At 66.1% G+C, this 22,731-nt stretch carries 23 protein-coding genes; 13 read left to right on the top strand and 10 right to left on the bottom strand.

Annotation, left to right across the window (positions count from 1 at the left end; all coding sequences use genetic code 11):
- The 8 genes from KYX69_RS03435 (at window position 1) to nadA (ending at window position 6,566) form a co-directional block, all read left to right on the top strand.
- Window positions 1-243 carry a BolA/IbaG family iron-sulfur metabolism protein gene (locus tag KYX69_RS03435; protein WP_066661979.1) on the top strand — a complete coding sequence of 81 codons (243 nt, stop codon included), beginning with the start codon at window positions 1-3 and terminating at the stop codon, window positions 241-243.
- Window positions 244-245: 2 nt separating this feature from the next.
- Entirely contained in the window at window positions 246-575 is a 330-nt protein-coding gene (gene grxD, locus KYX69_RS03430; RefSeq protein WP_300493730.1) for a Grx4 family monothiol glutaredoxin, read from the top strand.
- 367 nt (window positions 576-942) lie between these two features.
- A complete protein-coding gene (locus KYX69_RS03425) occupies window positions 943-1,311 on the top strand; it encodes a BlaI/MecI/CopY family transcriptional regulator (RefSeq protein WP_300493727.1) in 369 nt (122 codons plus the stop codon).
- Window positions 1,308-2,900, top strand: a complete 1,593-nt coding sequence (locus KYX69_RS03420; protein WP_300493725.1) for a M56 family metallopeptidase — start codon at window positions 1,308-1,310, stop codon at window positions 2,898-2,900. Before KYX69_RS03425 ends, KYX69_RS03420 begins: the two co-directional genes overlap by 4 nt.
- Window positions 2,901-3,043: 143 nt before the next feature.
- A complete protein-coding gene (locus KYX69_RS03415; RefSeq protein WP_300493722.1) occupies window positions 3,044-3,901 on the top strand; it encodes an MBL fold metallo-hydrolase in 858 nt (285 codons plus the stop codon).
- Window positions 3,883-4,629 carry a DUF4230 domain-containing protein gene (locus KYX69_RS03410; protein WP_300493720.1) on the top strand — a complete coding sequence of 249 codons (747 nt, stop codon included), beginning with the start codon at window positions 3,883-3,885 and terminating at the stop codon, window positions 4,627-4,629. Before KYX69_RS03415 ends, KYX69_RS03410 begins: the two co-directional genes overlap by 19 nt.
- Window positions 4,630-4,777: 148 nt before the next feature.
- Complete coding sequence (locus KYX69_RS03405) at window positions 4,778-5,518, top strand: hypothetical protein (protein WP_300493717.1); 741 nt, start codon at window positions 4,778-4,780, stop codon at window positions 5,516-5,518.
- Window positions 5,519-5,567: 49 nt separating this feature from the next.
- Window positions 5,568-6,566: a quinolinate synthase NadA gene (gene nadA / locus KYX69_RS03400; RefSeq protein WP_300493715.1), complete on the top strand. Its 999-nt coding sequence runs from the start codon at window positions 5,568-5,570 to the stop codon at window positions 6,564-6,566.
- Between the two features lie 3 nt (window positions 6,567-6,569).
- Here nadA and KYX69_RS03395 read toward each other — a convergent pair whose 3' ends face one another.
- Window positions 6,570-7,556 (bottom strand): phytanoyl-CoA dioxygenase family protein, encoded by a 987-nt coding sequence (locus KYX69_RS03395; protein WP_300493713.1) that lies wholly within the window; start codon window positions 7,554-7,556, stop codon window positions 6,570-6,572.
- Between the two features lie 80 nt (window positions 7,557-7,636).
- Here KYX69_RS03395 and KYX69_RS03390 point away from each other — a divergent pair, with 80 nt between their 5' ends.
- A complete protein-coding gene (locus KYX69_RS03390) occupies window positions 7,637-8,206 on the top strand; it encodes a hypothetical protein (protein ID WP_300493711.1) in 570 nt (189 codons plus the stop codon).
- On the opposite strand, the gene ettA is transcribed toward KYX69_RS03390, so the two are convergent.
- On the bottom strand, window positions 8,203-9,882 hold the full coding sequence (gene ettA, locus KYX69_RS03385; RefSeq protein WP_066656362.1) for an energy-dependent translational throttle protein EttA: 1,680 nt from the start codon (window positions 9,880-9,882) through the stop codon (window positions 8,203-8,205). The genes KYX69_RS03390 and ettA overlap by 4 nt on opposite strands.
- A 75-nt stretch (window positions 9,883-9,957) precedes the next feature.
- Window positions 9,958-10,416: a hypothetical protein gene (locus KYX69_RS03380; RefSeq protein ID WP_300493708.1), complete on the bottom strand. Its 459-nt coding sequence runs from the start codon at window positions 10,414-10,416 to the stop codon at window positions 9,958-9,960.
- Window positions 10,417-10,518: 102 nt separating this feature from the next.
- Here KYX69_RS03380 and KYX69_RS03375 point away from each other — a divergent pair, with 102 nt between their 5' ends.
- The 3 genes from KYX69_RS03375 (at window position 10,519) to KYX69_RS03365 (ending at window position 12,741) form a co-directional block, all read left to right on the top strand.
- Entirely contained in the window at window positions 10,519-11,889 is a 1,371-nt protein-coding gene (locus KYX69_RS03375) for a M28 family peptidase (RefSeq protein ID WP_300493706.1), read from the top strand.
- A 142-nt stretch (window positions 11,890-12,031) separates the two neighbouring features.
- A complete protein-coding gene (locus tag KYX69_RS03370; protein ID WP_300493704.1) occupies window positions 12,032-12,256 on the top strand; it encodes a hypothetical protein in 225 nt (74 codons plus the stop codon).
- Window positions 12,257-12,510: 254 nt separating this feature from the next.
- Window positions 12,511-12,741, top strand: a complete 231-nt coding sequence (locus KYX69_RS03365; RefSeq protein WP_300493703.1) for a UrcA family protein — start codon at window positions 12,511-12,513, stop codon at window positions 12,739-12,741.
- Window positions 12,742-12,905: 164 nt separating this feature from the next.
- Here the strand turns inward: KYX69_RS03365 and KYX69_RS03360 are convergent, their stop codons facing one another.
- From KYX69_RS03360 to KYX69_RS03350, 3 genes are all read right to left on the bottom strand, one after another.
- The gene (locus KYX69_RS03360; protein ID WP_300493701.1) at window positions 12,906-13,649 is read right to left on the bottom strand and encodes a LytTR family DNA-binding domain-containing protein; all 744 of its coding nucleotides are present in this window, start codon (window positions 13,647-13,649) and stop codon (window positions 12,906-12,908) included.
- Window positions 13,639-14,772, bottom strand: a complete 1,134-nt coding sequence (locus tag KYX69_RS03355; protein ID WP_300493699.1) for a sensor histidine kinase — start codon at window positions 14,770-14,772, stop codon at window positions 13,639-13,641. Before KYX69_RS03355 ends, KYX69_RS03360 begins: the two co-directional genes overlap by 11 nt.
- A 113-nt stretch (window positions 14,773-14,885) precedes the next feature.
- On the bottom strand, window positions 14,886-15,179 hold the full coding sequence (locus KYX69_RS03350; protein ID WP_300493697.1) for an Hpt domain-containing protein: 294 nt from the start codon (window positions 15,177-15,179) through the stop codon (window positions 14,886-14,888).
- An 81-nt stretch (window positions 15,180-15,260) separates the two neighbouring features.
- On the opposite strand from KYX69_RS03350, the gene KYX69_RS03345 reads away from it, so the two are divergent.
- Window positions 15,261-17,558: a hypothetical protein gene (locus KYX69_RS03345; RefSeq protein WP_300493695.1), complete on the top strand. Its 2,298-nt coding sequence runs from the start codon at window positions 15,261-15,263 to the stop codon at window positions 17,556-17,558.
- A gap of 211 nt (window positions 17,559-17,769) precedes the next feature.
- On the opposite strand, the gene KYX69_RS03340 is transcribed toward KYX69_RS03345, so the two are convergent.
- The 4 genes from KYX69_RS03340 to KYX69_RS03325 form a co-directional block, all read right to left on the bottom strand.
- The gene (locus tag KYX69_RS03340) at window positions 17,770-18,936 is read right to left on the bottom strand and encodes a serine hydrolase domain-containing protein (protein ID WP_367280173.1); all 1,167 of its coding nucleotides are present in this window, start codon (window positions 18,934-18,936) and stop codon (window positions 17,770-17,772) included.
- A gap of 12 nt (window positions 18,937-18,948) precedes the next feature.
- Window positions 18,949-20,136: a cyclopropane-fatty-acyl-phospholipid synthase family protein gene (locus KYX69_RS03335; RefSeq protein ID WP_300494187.1), complete on the bottom strand. Its 1,188-nt coding sequence runs from the start codon at window positions 20,134-20,136 to the stop codon at window positions 18,949-18,951.
- Window positions 20,137-20,396: 260 nt separating this feature from the next.
- Window positions 20,397-21,764 (bottom strand): deoxyribodipyrimidine photo-lyase, encoded by a 1,368-nt coding sequence (locus KYX69_RS03330; RefSeq protein WP_300493690.1) that lies wholly within the window; start codon window positions 21,762-21,764, stop codon window positions 20,397-20,399.
- The gene (locus tag KYX69_RS03325) at window positions 21,761-22,726 is read right to left on the bottom strand and encodes a metal-dependent hydrolase (protein ID WP_300493688.1); all 966 of its coding nucleotides are present in this window, start codon (window positions 22,724-22,726) and stop codon (window positions 21,761-21,763) included. Before KYX69_RS03325 ends, KYX69_RS03330 begins: the two co-directional genes overlap by 4 nt.
- Window positions 22,727-22,731 lie beyond the last annotated feature (5 nt).

Genomic DNA, 22,731 nt, shown 5'->3' with positions numbered 1-22,731 from the left:
ATGCCCATGGCGGCAAGCGAGATCGAGGCGCTGATCCGCGCCGGCATCCCCGATGCAGCGGTGGAGATCACCGACCTTGCCGGGGACGGCGATCATTATGCCGCGCGCGTCACCAGTGAGAGTTTCCGGGGCATGCCGCGCGTGCGGCAGCACCAGGCCGTATATGCCGCACTGGGCGGTCGGATGGGCGGCGTGCTGCACGCGCTACAGCTGACCACCGCCGTGCCGGCTGGGAGTGAATGACGATGACCGACGATACCAACGCCCGCATCCAGACCCTCGTCGATTCGAACGACGTGCTGTTGTTCATGAAGGGAACCCCGCTGTTCCCGCAGTGCGGCTTCTCCAACCGCGCCGTATCGATCCTCACCCATCTCGGCGTCGAATTCGAAAGCGTCGACGTGCTGCAGGATCAGGAGGTGCGCCAGGGCATCAAGGCCTTTTCCGACTGGCCGACCATCCCGCAGCTCTATGTGAAGGGCGAATTTGTCGGCGGCTCCGACATCATGATGGAAATGTATGAGAGCGGCGAGCTTGCCCAGCTGCTTGAAGACAAGGGCGTCGCGGCGGCCTGATCCGCGCCGGTCCTGACTGCGCGGGCCGCCAGCGTGCGGCCCGCTGCGTCGGCGCGCACCGCCGGCCTATGCACTCAACATCGCTACAACGGGAAAGGGCGGATGGCCCGAAAGCCACCCGCCCCTGAAGCGTCGCACCTGGCGGTGAACACAAGTGCCCGAAATGTTGCACCGCGCGTGCCAGATCGCGGGAACCGCGCATTTCTGCGCACGACGCTGGTTAACGAAATCTGCCGCGGCGCAAAGCTGTCAGTTTTTCCGACACTCTCGCCCGCCTGACGAACCCTGAACATCATTCATCGCGCGTTCAGCCCATTGACTACAGATGTGATCGAAGCGATTACACCCGTAGTCAAAGAGGGATGCCATGACCGAGCGAATCAGCGAAGCCGAGCATGCGGTGATGGAGGTGCTGTGGGACGAATCCCCACTCGCCGCCCAGGATGTGGTCGAGCGCGTGGCCCCGGCGCGCGGCTGGAGCGCCAATACGGTCAAGACCTTGCTCGGCCGTCTGCTTGCCAAGAACGTCATCGCCGCAGACGAAGATGGCCGCCGCTATCAGTATCGCCCGCTGGTCGAGCGCGGCGACTATGTCGAAGGTGAGTCGCGCCGCCTGATCGACCGGCTGTTCGGGGGCAAGCTGACCCCGCTGGTCGCGCATCTCGCCGAACGCGATGCGCTGACCGATCAGGATATCGCCGAGATCGAAGCCCTGCTGAAGGAGCTCAAGCAATGATCGCCTGGATGGTCGAAACCTGCATCGCCACCACGCTGCTGATGCTGCTGGTCCTCGCGCTGCGCAAACCCGTGCGCGAACAGTTCGGTCCCAACATCGCCTATGCACTGTGGCTGTTGCCGGTGCTGCGGCTGCTGATGCCGCCTTTGCCCGGGGCGTGGAGCTTCACCGAGTTTCTAGGCGGGCTCAACTACGCTGCCGAGGCACCCACGACCGCCGCCAGCACCCAGACGATCATCGATCAGGCGCTGATCCAGGCGCAGGTTGACATGGCAGCCAGCGCGACCACGACGGTCAGTGAGGCTAGCGTCGTCACCGTCAGCGGCCCCAGCCTGTTGTTGATCGTCGGCACCATCTGGGCGGCTGGCGCAATTGGTTTCCTGCTGTGGCACATCGTCTCGCACAGCCGCTTCTGCGCCAATCTGATGCGCAAGGCCGAAGTCCGCCGCACCGTCGCCGACGGGCGGGTCCATGTCATCGAAACCGATGCCGCAACCGGCCCGCTCGCCTTTGGCATCTGGCGCAAATATGTCGCGTTTCCGCGGGATTTCGCGGATCGCTACGACCCGGTCGAGCGCAACCTCGCGCTCGCCCATGAACTCGGGCACCACCTTCGCGGTGACCTGATCGCCAACTGGATCGCGCTGGTCGTGCTCGCGCTCCATTGGTTCAACCCGGTCGCATGGCGGGCGTTCCGCGCCTTCCGCGCCGACCAGGAACTGGCCTGCGATGCCCTGGTGCTCTCAGGCCGCGCACCGGCGCTGCGCCATGCCTATGGCCGCGCCATCGTCAAGTCCGCGCATGGGGGTGCGGTCTCGGCAGCTTGCCACCTACACACCGTCAACGAACTAAAAGGGAGGCTCAAAATGCTCTCGAAACACAATCCCAAGTCGCGTGCCCGTGTCACCACCGGAATTGCCGGCGCTGCGGCTCTGACCCTCGCCGGCCTCGCGCTCACCGCATCGGGTGCAGGCGCTGTGATGACCCAGGCCGACGCGCCGACGCCGCCTGCCGCACCTGAGGCACCCGCTGCGCCCGCCGCCGTCGCCGCCGTCCAGGCTCCCGAAACCCCGGCTGCACCGGACACGCCCAAGGCTCCCGAGGGCTCTGCGGAGAAGCGCGTCCATCGTATCGTCATGGTCGAGCGCAAGGACAAGGACGGCAAGGAGGTCAAGACCGAGACCCGCGTCATCCGCATGAAGGGCGACGGCAAGGAGTTCGTCTGGACCGGAGACATGGACATCGACGTTGACGTCAAGTCGATGAAGTGCGGCGGATCGAAGGACGATGCGGTCAAGGTCGAAACCCGCGATGGCGACAAGCGCAAGGTCGTGATCTGCGCCGACCGCATCGAAATGCGTGCCGACGCTGCGGAAGCCAAGGCCAAGGGTGCAGAGGCACTCGCCCGCCGCGCTCAGGTTTTCGCACTCGCCAGCGCCGATATGGGCAAGCGTCACGCCATGATGGGCCTGAAGATGGCCCGCAGCTCGATCGAGGCGCAGACCGAACTCAGCGCCGAGCAGAAGGCCGCTGCACTCAAGGGCATCGACGACGCGATCCGCGAGCTGGAAACGGCCGAGAAGGACTAATCGCGAAGCGGACCACCGTGCGGCAGCCCATCGCCGCACAGTGGCTCCACCAGGGCCGGCCGCGACCCCTTCACGCGGCCGGCCCGTTCGCGTGCGCGCCGTCCGGGGTTGTGCGCGCCGCGATGAACCGCCATTTCTGATCCATGGATGACGCAACAACCGGCGTGGCCGAACAGCTCGAACCGCTGGTGGCGCGCATTCTCGCCGCGAATCCCTCCCCCTTCACTTACACCGGCACCCAAACCTACTTGGTGGGAACGACTGACCTTGCAGTGATCGACCCCGGTCCCGACCTACCCGAGCATCTGGACGCGCTGATCGCCGCCATTGCCGGTCGGTCCGTGCGCGCAATCCTGTGCACCCACACCCACCGCGACCACAGCCCGGCCAGCCGCCCGCTCGCCGCCGCGACCGGCGCGCCGATCATCGGCTGTGCCCCGCTTGCGCTCGACGATGACGGGCCGCGCTCCGACGCTGCGTTCGACCGCGACTATTTGCCCGACCGCGTGCTGGCCGATGGCGAGCGCTTGTCGGGCATGGGCTGGACGATCGAGGCCGTCTCCACCCCCGGTCACACCTCCAACCACCTCTGCTTCGCGCTGGTCGAAAGCGGCGCGCTGTTCACCGGCGACCATATCATGGGCTGGTCGACCAGCGTCGTCGCCCCGCCCGATGGCGATATGGGCGCGTATATGGCCAGCCTCGACAAGCTGCTCAGGCGTGACGACCGCGTCTATTATCCCGCGCACGGTCCGGAGGTGACCACGCCCCAGCGCCTGGCGCGCGGCATGATCGGTCACCGCAAGCAGCGCGAAGGTCAGATCCTGCGCCTGATCGACCAACGCATCGGCGCGATTCCGGATATGGTGGCGCGCATGTATGTCGGCCTCGACCCGCGCCTCACCGGCGCGGCTGGCCGATCGGTGCTGGCGCATCTGATCGACCTCAACAATCGCGGCCTGGTCCGCGCGGAAGGAGAGTTATGGACCAGAGCGGCGTAAAGCAGCGCGGCGGGCTCGCGCAGGGCTGCATCATCGCGCTCGCCATGGTGCTGGCGATGGCGCTGGCGGTCGGTGCGACGCTCTATTTCGTGGGGCGCAGCGCGTTCGACCGGCTGACCGGCGGCCCCGATCCGGTGACGGTGGCCAGCGCCAGTCTTCAGGGTTTGCGCGAGCAGAACCGCCTGTCCGCCTTTGCCGCACGCTATGTCGCAGTCGTTACCACGACCCAGACCCGGATGGGCTTTACCGCGCAAAAGACCATGATCATGCCCGGCTCGGTCCGCTACGAGGTCGATCTCGGCAAGCTCAACCAGCGCGACGTCATCTGGGACCCGGCCACTAAGAAGCTCAGCATCGCCCTCCCCCCGCTCGAAGTCGTCGGACCAGAAGTCGATCTCAACAATATCCGCGAATATGGCGAGGGCGGCGTGCTGATGACGCTGACCGACAGCGAGGAGCGTCTGGACGCCGCCAACCGCGCCGCCGGGCAGAAAGAACTCGTGCGACAGGCGCGTGAGCCGACGCCGATGCGCCTTGCCCGTGATGCCACCCGTCGCGCGGTCGAGCGCAGCTTCTCGATGCCGCTACGCGCGACCGGCATGGACGTGACGGTCGAGGCGCTGTTCCCCGACGAGCGCAGCTCCACCGACCGAGAACGCTGGGACGTGTCCAAATCGATCGAACAGGTGCTGCGCGAACGGGCGGAGCGCGAAGCCGCGACAAAGTAACCTTGTTTCCCGGCGGGCGCCGCCGTTGGCCGGGTATGGGCGCAACTGCGACATTCGCTTTCACCGGTCAATGTGATACGTGTCGCCCCCGCAACGATCTGCGGGGGACAAGATGGCAACGATCGTCGGGGGCAGAACTGGCGCGCGTGTGCGCGATTCACGTTTTTTCGAGATCAGCGCACTTCTTATGGCGCTCATCCTGGTGGCAGGCTTCAGCCTTCATCTTGCGATGGGGCGCTCGTCCTTCGGTGCGCCGACCTTTGTGCATGTCCATGGCATCATTTTCTTTGGCTGGGTGGTGATCTACGTTGCCCAGACCTTTCTCGCGACGCGTGGGTCGATGGACCTGCACCGCAGGCTCGGCTGGCTCGCGGCTGCCTGGGTCGCGGCGATGGTGGTCGCAGGGTTCGCTGTCATCATCTGGCGGATTCAGGCGGCCCAGGCGCCCTTCTTCTTTCAACCCCAGCATTTCCTGATCGCCAATCCGTTGGTCGTGCTGCTGTTTGCCGGGCTGACCAGCGCCGCCGTCGCGATGCGCAAGCGCACCGACTGGCATCGCCGTCTGCACCTGTGCGCAATGGCGGCGCTGCTTGCACCGGGTTTCGGGCGCCTGTTGCCGATGCCGCTGATGATCCCGTGGTCGTATCAGATCGCGATGGCGTGCGGCCTTGCCTTTCCGATCGCCGGAGTGATCCGCGACCTTCTGCGCACCGGACGCGTGCACCGCGCGTGGGTGTGGGGCATCGGCGTCACGCTGGCAGTGATGATCGGAACCGAGGCGATCGTCTATTCGCCGGTCGGCGACGCGATCTACGCTTGGGTTACGGCCGGCACGCCCGGCGCTTCGGTCGCGCCGCTTGAGTTCGGCCCGATGCCGCCAATGGGTTGAACCCGAACCCCGACAAGGCCATGTGGGGGCCGAATCAGAGGGTCCCGACATGAACGCACGCACCGACCTGTCCGGCATCGACATCCGTGCCGAGATCGACCGTCTGCGCAAGGAGCGCAACGCGGTCATCCTGGCACATTATTACCAGAAGCCGGAGATTCAGGACCTCGCCGATTTCGTCGGCGACAGCCTGGAGCTGAGCCGCAAGGCGGCGGAAACCGATGCCGAGGTCATCGCCTTCTGCGGCGTGCGCTTCATGGCCGAAACGGCGAAAATCCTGTCTCCCGAAAAGACCGTGATCCTGCCCGACATGAACGCCGGCTGCAGCCTGGAAGACAGCTGCCCGCCCGACCAGTTCGCCGCCTTCCGCGCGCAGCATCCCGACCATATCGCGCTGACCTACATCAACTGCTCGGTCGAGGTGAAGGCGCTCAGCGACATCATCGTCACCAGCTCGTCCGCCGAGAAAATCCTGAGCCAGATCCCGCCGGAGCAGAAGATCATCTTCGGCCCCGACAAGCATCTCGGCGGCTATATCAACCGCAAGATGGGCCGCGACATGCTGTTGTGGCCGGGCGTGTGCATCGTGCATGAGGCATTCAGCGAAACCGAGCTGCTCAAGCTCAAGGCGCTGCACCCGAACGCCCCCGTCGCCGCGCACCCCGAATGTCCGCCGCACGTGCTCGACCACGCCGACTATGTCGGATCGACCAGCGGCATCCTGCAATTCGCCAAGGATTTTGAAGGCGACACGCTGATCGTCGCGACCGAACCGCACATCATCCACCAGATGGAGAAGGCAGTCCCGGAAAAGACCTTCATCGGCGCGCCCGGTGCGGATGGCAACTGCAACTGCAACATCTGCCCCTACATGGCACTCAACACGCTGGAAAAGCTCTACGTCGCGCTGCGGGACCTCGAACCGCGGATCGAGATTGCCGAGGATATCCGGTTGAAGGCCAAGAAGAGCCTCGACCGGATGCTGGCCATGGCAAGCGGTACGGTGGGCTTGGGCGACCTCGGCCCGCTGCGCGTCACCGGAGACTGAGTCTCACCGCCAGTCGCGGTGGACCGTCAGTGCGGGCGAATAGAAGTTCACATATTGCGCCATGCGCGGGCGGTTCGACCGGTTGGGGCTGGCGCCGTGCGGCAGGTCCTGTCGCCAGATCACCAAATCCCCTGCCCCCGCCGCGATCGGCATTGCCTGAGGGTCGAGATGCACCATACGCGGGTCGGTATCGCCAATCTCCTCCAGCCACGCATCGAGCCGGTGGTGGAATCCCGGCAACAGCGCGAACGCCCCCTGATCCGCTGCCGTGTCGGTGAGATACAGAATGCCTTGGGTCGCAAACGGGATCGGCGGCGCGAGGCTGACGTCCCAGTGCATCTTCGGTCCCTGAAACGGCCGAGCGGGGGTTTCCGGCGGGTTGAAGCTCATCCGGTCGACGATGCACCATAGGTCGCTGGTGCCCCAGAGCTGCGCAAACGCCTTGTGGACGCGCGGCGAGCGGCGCGCGATTTCCAGCGCCGGGTCCTGAAAATGCTGGACCATGATGCCATTGAGGTCGTGCCCGTACCACGTCTCCGGCCGCGCCGGATCGGCATCCAGCAGCCGCCACAGTAACGCCTCGACCTGCGCCGCTTCCCCGCGCGAGATCGCACCGCGCAACGTCACCCAGCCCTCGCGTTCCCAATGCGCGAGGTCCTCGGCGTCCAGCACATCGGGCATCGCATCGATCGCATCGAGCCGCGCCTGAATTTCCGCCGGCAGCGGCGCACCCTCCAGCGTCGCATGGTAGCGCGCGACCGTCAGCGGATCGGGCCGCCCCGCCGTCGCAATCACCCAATCCTCAAACGCATCCAGCTCGGGCCGTTCCCACCCCAGATACTGGATCACCTGCTCCAGCCCCAGCCCGAGTGTATCGATCAGCATCCGCTCGCTCTGGTCGAACCGCACCACGCGCGACGCGCGGAATGTGAGCTCTGCCCAGAGCGTCTCGAAACCGCGGATATCGCGAAGGCTGGCAAGAGTCTGCATCGTCGCCACCATTCCGGGCGCGGCGGCGCGCGTCAATGGCGGGGATTGAGTCGGCCAGCTCGCCGTGGCAGCCTTGTCCTATGACCGCGTTGCGCCGAACCGCCAGAATTGTCGGCAAAGCCGCGATCACCAGCTTTGCGCTCATCGGGCTGGTCGCGACCGTCGCTGCGCTGACGCTTTGGCTGGCCGCACGACCAGTCCTCAATGCAGCAAGCAAGGACGCGGAAGCGACGCCCCAACTATGTGCTGGGGGACAGCACATTCCAAAGGGGTATCCAAACGCGCTCCGTGAAATCGAACCGCTCGCCACGAGTGAGTATGTTGTCTTTCGCGATACATGCCGTCGGCATGGCATAGCCGGATGCCATCACGGGGCCGGCGCACTACGCAGCTTGGGATTTGAACTCTATCGCCCGGCCTATCTCAGCGATTGCGACGTGCGGGCACTTCTACTGCGGCAGGACGCCCTTCTGGGTCCCGCCCTCAATCGTCTTTATCCTGCGCGAAACCCCGAGACACTGACGCCCGCAGAACTCGACTGCCTCGCCGCTGTGCTGCGCTACGGGTTCACCAAAACCGCCGAAGAGCGCGGAAGCTGCACGCTGCCCAAGCCGCAAGCGGCCCGAGCAGCGCAACCACCAGCACCTTAGCGCGTCAGCTTCTTATACGCCAACCGCGTCGGACGATCCGCCGCATCGCCCAGGCGACGCCGCTTGTCTTCCTCATACGCCTCGAAATTGCCCTCGAACCATTCGACGTGCGAATTGCCTTCGAACGCCAGAATATGCGTGGCCAAACGGTCGAGGAAGAAGCGATCGTGGCTGATCACCACTGCGCAACCCGCGAAATTCTCGATCGCCTCTTCCAGCGCGCCCAGCGTTTCGACGTCGAGGTCGTTGGTCGGTTCGTCGAGCAGCAGTACGTTGCCGCCGCGCTTCAGCATCTTGGCGATGTTGACGCGGTTGCGTTCACCACCCGACAGCTTGCCAACATTCTTCTGCTGGTCCTGGCCCTTGAAGTTGAACGCGCCGACATAGGCGCGGGTCGACTGGTCGTGGCCGTTGACCTTCATGTAATCGAGGCCGTCGGAGATTTCCTCCCAGACATTGTTGGCCGGGTTGAGGTGGTCGCGGCTTTGGTCGACATAGCCGAGGCGCACGGTCGTGCCGATCTCGATCTTGCCTTCGTCGGGCTGTTCCTGGCCGGTGATCAGTTTGAACAGCGTCGACTTGCCCGCGCCGTTTGGCCCGATCACACCGACGATGCCGCCGGCCGGCAGGGTGAAGGACAGGTTCTCGAACAGCAGCTTGTCGCCATAGGATTTCGACAGGTTCTCGACCTCGATCACCTTGCCGCCCAGGCGCTCGGGCACCTGGATGACGATCTGTGCCTTGCCCGGGGTGCGGTTCTGCTGCGCTTCGACCAGCTGTTCGAACTTCGAGATACGCGCCTTCGACTTGGTCTGGCGGCCCTTCACGCCGGCGCGGATCCACTCCAGCTCGTCCTTGATCGCCTTCTGGCGGCCGGTCGCCTCGCGGTCCTCCTGCTCCAGGCGCTTGGCCTTCTTCTCCAGATAGGTCGAGTAGTTGCCCTCGTACGGGAAATACTTCCCGCGATCGAGCTCGAGGATCCAGTCGACCACATTGTCGAGGAAATAGCGGTCGTGGGTGATCATCAGCACCGCGCCGGCATATTCCTTCAAATGGTTTTCCAGCCACTTGACGCTTTCCGCGTCGAGATGGTTGGTCGGTTCGTCGAGCAGCAGGATCGACGGCTTCTGGATCAGCAGGCGGGTCAGCGCGACACGGCGCTTTTCGCCGCCCGACAGATTCTCGACCGACCAGTCGCCCGGCGGGCAACGCAGCGCTTCCATCGCGATTTCGAGCTGGTTGTCCAGGCTCCAGCCATCGACCGCGTCGATCTTGGCCTGAAGGTCGCCCATTTCCTCCATCAGCGCGTCGAAATCGGTGTCGTCCTTGGGATCGCCCATCTCGGCCGAGATCGCGTTGAAGCGCTCGACCAGATCGGCGGTCTCGCGCGCGCCGTCCTTGACGTTCTCCAGCACAGACTTGCTCGGATCGAGCTGCGGCTCCTGCTCCAGATAGCCGACCGTGATGTTCTCACCCGGCCATGCCTCGCCGCTGAAATCCTTGTCGATGCCGGCCATGATCTTGATCAGGGTCGACTTGCCCGCGCCGTTCGGGCCGACGATGCCGATCTTCGCGCCCTGATAGAATTGCAGGTTGATGTTGCTCAGCACCGGCTTTTGCGCGCCGGGGAAGGACTTGGTCATGTCCTTCATGACAAATGCGTATTGGGCGGCCACTTATGGTCTCCGAAAATTCGAACGAACGGGTCTGGGATTGACGCGCGATGTAGCGACGGCACGCCGTCAACGCAATCAGCGCAGCCAGCGGACCATCGCGGGATAGACCGGCGCGCCCTCCGGCGCGGTCATTGGCGTGTGCGCCATCCCCGCCGCGACCAGCTCGGGCAGGCCGATGTAAAGGCCCATCGCATAGGACTGCGCCAGGCCCGGACCGCCGCCCTTATAGCCACCTTCGTGAAACACGATTGCCGGATCGATCTCCAGCGCAATCGCCGCCGCATAGGACCAGGCCATCGCCGCCAGCTCCAGTGCGCTGTCGTCGGGCACCTCGCCGCTCCGCGCCGCCGGCTCCAACACCGCCAGATGGCCCGCCTCATGCAGGATATCGCCCGGCCATTGCAGCCGCGCACGATCCACCACCACACCACCGCCCGTCACCGTCACCGCAGGCAGGAACGAATCGCCCGCGACCACATCCTCCGTCACCGGAATGCCGATGCCGCGCACGAATGCGATAATCCGATCAAACATCTCTGACTCGCCGCCCATTGCCATGAACTACCCCAGTTTTTGTTCATCGGAAGGGTTTTCGGCCCATGACGAATGCGTTTCGCGACTTTAGGGGACAACTGGATGACGCATCGCCTCACCCGCTTCGCCCTCGCGACTGCCCTGGTCGCGCTTCCTGCCACCGCCTTTGCCCAGTCGATGGACCCCGCCGCGCTGCGCGACGCAGCGCTGAAGGACGATCTGGCCTTTGAGATTACCGAAGGACTGACCACCGAAGTCGGCCCGCGCCTTGCCGGGACCGAGGCGGAGGCACGCGCCCGCGCCTGGTCGTTGAAGAAGCTGACTGCGCTCGGCTTCAAGAATGTCCGCAACGAACCGTTTGAGATGAAGACCTGGGTCCGCGGCGTCGAGACGCTGGAGGTTCTCGCCCCCTTCCCCCAGCCGCTCCACCTCACCGCACTCGGCAATTCAGGCGCGACCGCGGCAAAGGGGCTTGAGGCCGAAATCGTCTATTTCCCCGATCTCGCCGCGCTCAACGCCGCCCCGGAGGGCAGCCTGAAGGGCAAGATCGCCTTTGTCAGCCATGCGATGACCCGCACGCAGGACGGGTCGCAATATGGCGCATTCGGTGCCGCCCGGCGCAGCGGCCCGACGGTGGCGGCGCGCAAAGGCGCGGCGGCGATCCTGATTCGGTCGATCGGCACCGATTATCACCGCAATCCGCATACCGGCGTGACCAACTTCGCTGAGGGCGTAACCCCGATTCCCGCGGCCGCTTTGTCGCTGCCCGATGCCGAGCAGCTGGAGCGAATCCTGAAGCGAGGCCAGCCGGTCAAGGTGAAGCTGACCCTCACCCCGCGCCAGATCGGCACCACCGAATCGGGCAACATCATCGCCGAAGTGCCGGGCAGCGATCCGGCCGCCGGCATGGTCATCGTCGCCTGCCACCTCGACAGCTGGGATCTCGGCACCGGCGCGTTCGACGACGCCACCGGCTGCGGCATCGTTGCCGCCGCAGCCAAGCGGATCATGGACGCCGGCACCCCGCGCCGCACGATTCGCATCCTGTGGGCGGGCGCGGAAGAGGTCGGCGTGTTCGGCGGAAAGGCCTATTTCGATGCGCACAAGGAGGAAAACCATGCGCTCGCCGCCGAATCGGATTTCGGCGCGGACCGCGTCTGGCGAGTCGATTTCAAGCTGCCCGATAGCGCCAAGCCGGTCGGGGACCGGGTCGCGGCAGCGCTCGCCCCGCTCGGAATCAGCCGGGGTCGCGAGCGCGCCAGCGGCGGTGCGGATGTCTCTGCTCTGATCGCATCCGGCGTGGCCGGAATCGACCTGCAACAGGACGGCAGCCGCTATTTCGACCTCCACCACACGCCCGACGACACGCTCGACAAGGTCGATCCGGCACAATTGCGCCAAAATGTTGCGGCATGGACCGCAATGCTCGCCGTGGTAGCGAACGCGCCGGAGGAAATCGGCCCAGTCAAGTGATGCAGCGCACCATTTCGGGTGGCCGCAAACCTTGCTGACAGATGAATTTCCATTGACGGACGCGTAACGGGCGCTATTCCGACTAACTCGCACGGCAATCGGGCCGGGGCGAACCGAAATAGCTTTGCTTGGGAGCAAACGAATGAAGAAGATTCTCATCGTCGCTGCCGCGACCGGCCTGATGTCGCTCGCTGCTTGCAACACGCCTGCCGCGAACAACACCGCCGAGAACGTCGCTGACGCCATGGAAGCCGAAGCCGACAACATGGAAATGATGGCCGACAACGCGACCAACGAAGTCGTCGAGGACGCTGCTGAGAACGCTGCCGACAACCTGGAAGCCGCTGCCGACAACGTCGCTGGCTAATTCCGGTTCGGCCTCCCGGCTCGCTTGAGCCGGTCGAATCGAAAGGGCGTCCCTGCGGGGGCGCCCTTTTTTTCTTGCCCTGTTCGCGCGCGACACCCGCTGCTTGTCGATGATGAACGGCGTTTGGCCCCGATGAACGGACCTGATCGACGGACCCAATGCGTCGGTCGATACAGCGTCGCCCGCATCCCGCGCCGCACCTAACCCGGACCTGCGTTCAGCCCCCGAACGCGATGAACCCAACGAGGTCCGTGATGTTCCCCACCCTGTTCCGCACCGCTGCGCTTGGCGCCGTGCTACTCCTTTCGCTCCCGGCTGCGGCCGGCCCCGGCAAGTCGGCGACGGTCCGCTATGCCGATCTCAACCTGACGAGCGCTGCCGGGAAGAAGACGCTCGAACGCCGGATCGCGCATGCCGCCATGACCGTTTGCGGCGGCCGTCCCGACTATCGCGACCTGACCGGCGCCCGCGCGCACGACCGTTGAGTGGCCAAGGCGCTCGAATCCGCGCGTCCATCGATCGAATTCGCCCTCCGCAGTGCAGCGACGCGGCAGCTGGCAGCGCGCGACCAGAATGTCAGAGTAGCTCCCTGACATCGTCCTGCCCCGCCCGGCGCACCCGCCGGGCGGGGCCTTTTTGCGTTACGCGCTTATCGTCCGGCCAGGATCGCCTTGGCCGCCGCCTGATAGGTGCGCCCGATCCGCACGCTGGCCCCATCGACGAGCTCAGCATACCACGCTCCCAGTCCGTCATGACGCAGCTTCACGATCCGGTCGCGCCGCACGATCACCGATCGGTGCAACCGGATGAAGCGCTCGGGATCCAGCCGCCGCTCGAGCTCGCTGATCGTCTGGTGGATCAGATAGCTGCGTCCGCCGACGCTCAGCCGCATATAGTCGCGCTCGGCATCGATCCGCTCGACGTCGCTGGCGCTGATCCGGATCATTTCCGACCGGTGCGGCACCCAGAAATCCTCGATCCAGCGCGACGACGGTGGTGCTGGCGCATCGCCCTTTAATCCGCGCACCTCGACCGCACGCGCGACCGCGCGCGCCAACCGGTCGGCGCTGACCGGCTTCAGCACATAATCGACCGCCGCCACCTCGAACGCCGCCACCGCATGCTGATCGAATGCCGTGCAGAAGATCACCGCCGGACGGTGCGACACACGCGCCAGCGCTGCTGCGACTGACATCCCGTCGCACTGCGGCATGGCGATATCGAGCAGGACCAGATCGGGCTTCAACGCGTCGATCAAACGCAGCGCCGCGTCGCCATCCACCGCCGTGCCGACCAAATCGACCTGCTCCAGCCCCGCGCACAAGATCTGCATCCGCTCGACCGCCAGCGGCTCATCATCGACGATCAGCGTGCGCAACCGTTCAACAGACATGAGTCGTCACCGGTATGCGGATGATCACGGCAAACCCACCCTCGGCGCGCGGCCCGGCCTCGAGCGTTGCTGCCTCGCCGAACCGCACCGTCAGCCGGTCGCGAACGTTGCGCAGGCCGACGCACGTGCCGTTCGCCCCCTGTACGCCTTCGCCGTCGTCGATCACCGAAATCACGAGCATGGCGCCTTCGATCCGCGCACGAACGCGGACCTCGACCGGACGACGCGCGGGTGCCACGCCATGCTTGATCGCATTTTCGACCAGCGGCTGGAGCAACAGCCCGGGCACACACGCACGCTCGGCCTCGGGCGCGATGTCGAACACGCTACGCAACCGCTGGGGAAAACGCACCGCCTCGATCTCCAGATACAGACGCTGCAGCGCGATCTCGTCAGCCAGCGGCACATCCTCGGTCGGCTCGGCGGACAGGCTGGTGCGGAAAAAGGTCGACAGGTTGAGGATCATCGTTTCGGCGTCCTCGCGCCGCCCGGTCATCACCAGCGACGAGATCGAGTTGAGCGTATTGAACAGGAAATGCGGGTTCACCTGATAGCGCAGCGCGCGCAGCTCGGCGGTCTGCGCCGCGGTGCGCAGCCGCGCCGCCTCCCGCTCCGACGCGCGCACCGCTCCGGCGTAAGACAAGGCGAGGTAGAGAATCGCCCAAGCGAGGTTGAAGAAATACCAGTGGATCGCGTTGTCGGCGATCAGGTGGGCTGGCCCCTTCTCCTCTTCATGCTTCTCCTGCGCCTTGTGCGTCTCGGATTTCTCCGCGTCAGACTTTTCCAGTTCGGGCTTCGGATCGACGACGTAAAAGGAAAGGTAGTTGACCGTCGAATAGGCGGTGGACGACACCGCCGCGAACAGGAATGCCGCCGCGACCCGCAAGCGCAGGCTGCGCTGCTCCAGTGGACGCAGCGCCAGATACATCAGCGTGGTGAAGCCGATCCCGAACAGCGACACCCAGGCGCGATTGTCGAGCATCACCCAGTGATCCGGGTAATCCATGATCCAGGCGCGCAGCGTGACGCTGACATAGTAAAACGCCCAGAAGCCGATGATCGACAGCACCGCAACGCGCGGCGGGACCGTGTATCGGGAGGGCGCGGACGGATGATTGGCCATCACGTCATCTAACGTGATCGCCCGTTCCTATGCCACTGACGCAAGGCACGTTGGTCGAAGCGGGTGAGCCGTCCGTCGAAAGCCTGGTTGCGCAGCGCGCACTGCTTGCCGGGTTAGAGCCGCTCCACCGCGCGCTCGATCTTGCGCAGCACCGCGCGATCCCCCGCCGGCGCATCCGCCGCATCCTGCGCCAGCGCCATCAGGCGGATCGCGCCGAAGCTTGCCGCCAGCCCTTTGAGCCGCAGCGCCGCACTGCGCCAGCCCTCCGGGTCATCGGCCTTGGCCAGCCCCTCCAGCGCGCGCTTTGCGCTTTCAAGGAACGCGCCGCGAAGCTCCGCGATCAGCCCGGGCTCATCGCCCACCGCCGCCGCCAGAGTCGCATCGATTGCACCGGGATCATACGCCATGCCCGACTTTAGATTCGCCGTGCTTAATGAGTGGTTTCACAATGCTAGGCGACGGCGGGGCGACTGTGCTAAACCGGGACGATGAACGGGGGAACGAACAAGATCGGACCGCGTCCGCTCGACGACGAGGACGACGCACTGCTGCTCGTCGAAGAGGCGCCAGCATCGGTCGAAGCGGCGCCCGCAGCCGATGACGCGGAGGATGACGCGCCACAGGCGCTGCGTACGCCGTGGCTGGCCGCGACGCTCGCGCTCGGGCTCGTCGTTGCATGGCTGGGCGTCGCCGGCTGGCTGCTCCAGCCGGTCTTCGCCGCCCCGCCGCCCCCGGCCCAGCTGGTTCAGCTGATCGCCGCGCTGTGCGTGCCGCCGGCGCTCATCGGCATCCTGTGGCTTCTCGCCCAGCGCAACAGCGCGGCCGAGGCGCGCCGGTTCGGCAACACCGCCCGCGCCATGCGCGCCGAGGCAGCGAGTCTGGAACGCGTCGTCGCCACCCTGTCGCGCAAGATCGAGGCGAACCGCGCCGAACTCGCCGATCAGACCACCGCGCTGATGGCGATGGGCGACCGCGCTGCCGAACGGCTTCAGGCGATCTCCAACGGCATGGCAGCCGAAGCGCGCGCCGTGTCCGACAGCGCGCAGAAACTGGTCGATAGCAGCAGCTCCGCCGAAAAAAGCGTCGGCATCGTCCTGTCCTCGCTGCCCCGCGCGCACGAAGAGATGACCGGCATGGCCGCGACCCTCGATGCGGCGGGCATGAAGGCCAGCGAACACGCCTCCGCACTCGATGCACAGCTTGCGGCATTGGCCGAACGCGGACGTGAGGCAGACAACATTGCCGGTGGCGCCGGGCAGCGCCTCGCCGCGCACATCGCGCGGATGGAAGCGACCAGCGAGAATGCCGGCACCAAGCTGGAGGGCGTCGCCGCCAGCATGTCCGAAACGGTCGACGCCATGCTCGACCGCGCCGCCGCCGCAGTGGACGAAGCACGCAAGGGCATCGCCGCGCAGGGCGAGGCGATGCTTGCCATGCTCGCCGCCAATCAGGCCTCGCTCGACAAGGCCGGGCGCGACAGCATCGACACGGTCGGCGCGCGCATCGGCGAAGTCGAGGAAACGATCGGCCGCATCGCCGACCGACTGGGTGAGGAACAGACCCGCGTCGACATCCTGCTCGCCTCGGTCACCGGCGGGATCGCCCAGGCCGATGGTCAGCTGGCATCGCTGCACAGCCACGGCATGGAGCGCACGCAGGCGCTGTCCGCGTCGATCAGCGCGCTCGACAGTTCCGCCAGCGCGATGACCGCGACGTTGCGCGACGGCGATGAGACTGCCCGCCGCGTGATCGCCACTGCCGAAGACCTGCTCACCGCGCTTGATGCCTCGGCGCGGGAGATGGACGAGACCATGCCCGAAGCGCTGGTGCGGCTCGAACAGCGGATCGGCGCGACCCGTGGCGTTATCGCTGCGTCCAAGCCCGAACTGCTTGCGCTCGTCACTGCAGCGGAAAGCACGCATGACGCGATCGAGGCTATCGCCGACGTCGTGCGCACCCAGCGCGACATGCTGGCCAAGACTCAGGCATCGTTGCTCGAATCGCTCGAAGACGGTCAGGCAAAGACCGCGCAGCTTGAGGATGTCGTCGACCGCGCCATCGCCAATGCCCGCCGCTTCGCCGAAGACGCTGCTCCCCAGCTGGTCGACGCGCTGCTCCGCATCCGCGAAACCGCCAATGCCGCGTCCGATCAGGCCCGCGCCGCGCTCGCCAGCATCGTGCCCGAAGCGACCCGCCAGCTCGAAGACGCCGGCTCGGCCGCGCTGCGCCGCGCGCTCGATGCCAGCGTCCGCACCCAGCTGATCGAGCTGGGCGAGGTGACCCAAGGCGCGGTCAACGCCGCCGCCCGCGCCAGCGAACGGCTCGCCCAACAGATGCTGTCGATCAACGACGCCTCGGCGCAGGTCGAGGCGCGCATCGACGAAGCCCGCGCCGAGCGCGAAAATGCCGATCGCGACAATTTCGCGCGCCGCGTGTCGCTTCTGGTCGAAGCGCTCAACTCCGCCTCGATCGACATCTCCAAGGCGTTTGCCCACGAAGTGTCGGACAGCGCCTGGGCGGCGTATCTGAAGGGGGACCGCGGCGTCTTCACCCGCCGCGCCGTTCGCCTGCTCGACAGCGGTCAGGCACGCGAAGTCTCCTCGCTGTACGAGGGCGATCCCGACTTCCGCGAGCAGGTCAACCGCTACATCCATGATTTCGAAGCGATGCTGCGTCAGGTCCTCGCCCTGCGCGACGGCGCGCCGCTGGGCGTGACCTTGCTTTCGTCCGACATGGGCAAGCTCTACGTCGCGCTGGCGCAGGCGATCGAGCGGCTGCGGGGCTGACGCCGGGGCGCTCCCCGCGTGACGTGGGATATCCCGGAATAGTGAGGACACGAGATTAGCCGTCACCCCCGCGAAAGCGGGGGCCCATCTCCTGCCCGATCGGCACATCGCGCCGGTGTAACAGGCGGCAAGCCCCGGTGATGGGCCCCCGCTTTCGCGGGGGTGACGCTTGAGGTCACACCAGCCTTTCAGCGACGAGATGCCGCCAGCGCTACTCCTTGGCCGCCGCCTGAACCTTCATCGCAAACGCCAACCGCTCCTGCGCCAGCGCCCGATCGCTCGCACGCGGCCACGCCGCGCTGGTGACCATCACCAGCTTGTTCGCCGGATCGACGATGATCGATTGCCCGAAAATGCCCTGCGCCGCGAAGATGCCGCCCGCGGGAACCCACCATTGATAGCCATAGCCGCCGCCTGGAAAGCTCACCTGCGCCTTGGTCGCGTCCGCAAACCAGCCGGCCGGCACGATGCCCTTCCCGCCCTCCAATGCCATCTGGCCGATGCGCCCATAATCGCGCAGCGACACCGACAGGCAGCATCCCGACACTTCCGCGCCGGTCTGGTCGGTCATCCAGAACGCATCGCGCTCCATGCCGTACGGCTTCCAGATCTTCGCTTCGAGATAGGCCGATAGCGACTTGCCCGTCGCGCGGCGCACCAGCACGCCGATCAGATTGGTCTCACCGGTCTTGTAGACGAACTTCACCCCCGGATCGCTCTCACGCGGCAGCTTGCGCATATAGAAGACGGTCGGGTCCTGCCCCGCCGGAACCGCCTCGGCAAACATCCGGGCCACATCGCTATTCGGGTTGGTGTAATCCTCATTCCACTTCACCCCCGACGTCATCGTCAGCAGCTGGCGGATCGTGACCCCATCATAGCCGGCACCGGCCAGATCGGGGATGTAGCGCGTCACCGGATCGTCGATCGACTTGATATAGCCATCCTTGATCGCCGCCCCGACCAATGTCGACGTCACCGACTTCGCCACCGAAAAGCTCGTCCAGCGCCCCTCCGGCCCATAGCCGCGCGCATATCGCTCCAGCCGCACCTTGCCATCCTGCAGTACCAGCAGCCCGGTCATGTTCTGCGCCGCCATGAACGCCGCAACATCGGCCTCCGCGATCGGCAGCGGCGCGCCGTTGGGCAGCGCGCGGACCTTTCGCCCGGCCTTGGCGGTGGTGCCGGGGAAGATCGTCTCCATCGCCGGGAAGTTGCGGTACCGCTCCTCCTGCGACCAGAACAGCACGGCGGCCCCGACCTGACGCAGCTTCGCAACATCCTGCGGCGCGGCCTGAACTGCGGGTGGCGACGTTCCCGCACCAGCCGCACAGCCCGCCAATGCCAGCGCGCCCAGCGCTACTCCCCATGCCCGCATCATCGCTCTCCCCTAGTCTTTGATCAGCGTGACCTGCGCGACATGGATGCCCCCGCCGCGAAACCCGCCTTCGCAATACATCAGGTAATAGCGCCACAGATCGATGAAATGGGAATCAAATTCGGCGGGCAGCCGCCCCTCCGCCACCGCCGCGTCGAACGCCTCCCGCCACAGCTTCAGCGTCTGGGCATAATCGGCCCCAAAATTCTGCTGATCGCTCCAGTGCAATCCCTGCGCCTCCGCAATCGCGCGGAACCGGCTCTCGGACAACAGCATCCCGCCAGGGAAGACATAGGCCTGAATGAAATCGACATTGCGCGCATAGGCGTCGAAGATCGCGTCATCGATCGCAATATACTGGATCGCCGCGCGCCCACCGGGCTTCAGCACCCGCGCGATCGTGGCCAGATAGGCGGGCCAGTAATCCTGCCCCACCGCCTCGACCATCTCGATGCTCGCCACCGCGTCGAACATACCGGTGACGTCGCGATAATCGGTCAGGCCGACGGTGACGCCCTCCAGCCCCGCTTGCGCCATCCGCGCCTCGACATAGGCTTTCTGCTCCGCCGACAGGGTGATGCCGTGCACCTGCCGCCCGCCCCGCGCCGCCAGCTCGGCAAACGATCCCCAGCCGCACCCGATCTCCAGAATGCGGTCGCCCGGCCCAGTCCCGGTCCGCTCCAGCACCGCCGCCAGCTTCGCCGCCTGCCCCTGCGCCAGCGACGCCACGCCCGGCGCGAACAGCGCGCTCGAATAGGTCATGCTGGCGTCCAGCCACGGCGCGTAGAAATCATTCCCCAGGTCGTAATGATAGGCGATGTTGCGCCGCGATCCGGTCCGCGAATTGCGCTGGAAGGCGTGCCACACGCGCTTGGCGATCCGCCCCACGCCCCCTGCCCGTCCGGCATTGCCCAGCGTCGCGCGGTTGCGCACGAACAGGTCGAACAACGGCACCGGATCCGGGCTGGTCCACTCGCCCGCCGCCCATGCTTCATACCAGCCCGCAGAGCCGCCGGTCGCCAGCCGCCACAAGGCGCGCCAGCTGCGAATCTCGACGATCGCCTCCGGCCCCGGCGCCCGCCCGCCCAGTCGCCGCTGCATGCCGCCCGGCAAGGTCGCCGCAATCGACCCTTCAGAGAGTCCCGCATCGATCCGGTCGAGCAGGCGGTGCAGCCACGGCTCGGCAATACCCGCAATCATCGCGCCCACTGCGCCACGGAGGTTCGATCCGTCACGACGGCCACGATTGCGGGTAGAAGTCTGGTTCACGCGCGCAACAACCACGGCCCACGCGAGTCGGGCAAGGTGCAATTGGCCAAGAAATCCTCCCCGGCACGGGGAGGTGGCAGCGCGCAGCGCTGACGGAGGGGGCCCTCCGCGAAGCCATCGCCTGCCTCGGGCCCCCTCCACCACCGCTTCGCGGCGGTCCCCCTCCCCGTTCCGGGGAGGATTGAGCTAAGCTAAATCCCCCGCACCGCCGCCAGCGCGCGTTCGCGCGCCTCACGATGCCCGATGATCTTGCGCGGATAGTCGCTCGGCCGCCGCCCATGCTCCTCGGGGTCATGGATCACATCGTCATGCAGTCGCGCCAGCTCGGGCACCCATTCACGGATATAGCCCGCTGCATCAAACTTCTCCGACTGCGACAGCGGCGCCATGATCCGCACGAACATGTTCGAATCGATCCCCGTCCCCGACACCCATTGCCAGTTGACCGCATTGCTCGCGTAGTCGGCATCGACCAGCGTGTCCCAGAACCAGCGCTCGCCCTCGCGCCAGTCGATCAGCAGATGCTTGATCAGGAAGCTCGCCGCGATCATCCGCACGCGATTGTGCATCCACCCGGTCGCCCATAGCTGGCGCATCCCGGCATCGACGATGGGGTATCCGGTGCGCCCCTTGGTCCAGGCGTCGAAATCGTCACGCACCCCCGGCGACTGGACATCGCGCCACGGGATCGCGTCGAACTTCTCCCGCGCATTCTTCGCGGCATAATCGGGGAACTGCAGGATCACATTCTGCGCATAATCGCGCCACCCGATCTCGCTCAGAAACACACCGACCGACCCGCCCGCATCCGCCACGCGGTGCCAGACGTAAGACGGCGACACTTCGCCGAAATGCAGGTGCGGGCTCAGGCGCGAACTGCCCTCGATCGACGGCAGGTTGCGTGTGCGGTCATAATCCGCGGCCTTGTCGGCGAACGCATCGACCCGCTTGCGCGCGCCCGCCTCGCCCGGCTCCCAACCGGCAAAGCCGGTCGCCCAGTCCGGCTTGGTCGGCAAAAGCGCCCAATCCTCCAGCCGGTCCGACTTCGGCCAATGCGATGGAGCCGGTATATCGCGCGGCCGGTTCGCTGGAGCCGCTGGCGGCATCCGCTGCTGCAACGCGCGCCAGAACGGCGTGTAGATTTTGTACGGCTCGCCCGATCCGGTCGTCACCGATCCCGGCGGGGCGAGGTAATTGCCGTCATGACACACCAGCTCCAGCTGCTTCGCGACGGCCCGCTCGGCATTGCGCCACCACGGCTCGTAATGGCGGATGCAGTGGACGCGCTTGGTCCCGACTTCCTCCGCCAGCGCCGCCAGCACCGCGTCCGACTTGCCCCGCTTCAGGATCAGCCGCGATCCCTTCTCCCGCAGCGCCGCGTCGAGGCTCGCCAGGCTATGGTGCAGCCACCAGCGCGACGCCCCACCCATCGCGCGATGCTTGGGCGTCTCATCGTCGAGGATATAGACCGGCACCACCGGACCCTCCCCCGCCGCCGCAATCAACGCCGCCTGATCCGACAGGCGCAGGTCACGGCGAAACCACAGAATGCTGGTCACTGGGCCTCCGCTTCCGCGGGGATCCGCGCGCTGAACTGACCGCGCGCCACGTCATGGCCGAACCGCTGGTCCCAGATCATGAGGCTTCCGTCCGGCTGGCGCTCGGCAAAGGGCATGCGCGACCAGAACAGGAAAGCCCGCACATCGCCGTCACGCGCTGCAGTTGCGGCGATGCGCGGATCGTCCATCCCGATCGGAGCCGGTGCCTCGACTTCCAGCGGGAAGATCGTCGGCAGCGCGCCTTCCGCCAGGTTCATCACGCGCCGCCCGCGTTGCCCCTCGCCGCGCCACAAAATCTCGCGCTGCCAGAATGCGATCGGCACCGGATTGGCGACGACGAGTTCCGGCGTGATGCCATAGTCGGCGCGCACCCGCTCGGCCATCCGTGCCTCGGCAAGACCCGTCAGCACACCATTGCCAAGGACATAGGCGCTGACCGCCGCCACCACGATCCCGCCGCGCCGCTGCCAGTCACCGCCGCGCCGCTCGGCCCGGCGCGACCACAGATACCCGCCGATCAGCATCGCCCACATCCAGATGTCGATGATGAAGATGCTGTCGCCATAGAACCAGCGCGAAGAAAACGGCTCGAGCAGGCGGATGCCATAGCTGTTGAGCCAGTCGAACGCAGGATGGCTGAGCGTGCCGATGAACGCCAACAGCAGCAAATGCCACGGACGCACCGGCGCGCGCGCCTCGGGCCGCTTGCCCCGCCGCGCCTGCCACCGGTCGAACCCGACCATGATCGCGGTCAGCAATACCGGCAGCACCAGCATCGCGATCGGCCCATGCGTCAGCCCGCGCCGCATCTCCAGCGACTGGATGCCGTAAACGGTACACGCCGCGTCCAGATCGGGAATGTTCGCCGCGATGATCAGCGTCGGCATGCCCAGGCCCGACAGCTTCTTCAGCCCCGCCTGCCCCAGCGCAACACCGATCATGCTGTGTGTCAGATTGTCCATAAGGC

Source organism: Sphingomonas sp., from assembly GCF_030145815.1.
Taxonomy (GTDB): Bacteria; Pseudomonadota; Alphaproteobacteria; order Sphingomonadales; family Sphingomonadaceae; genus Sphingomonas.
This window is presented reverse-complemented; position numbering and strand designations above follow the sequence as displayed.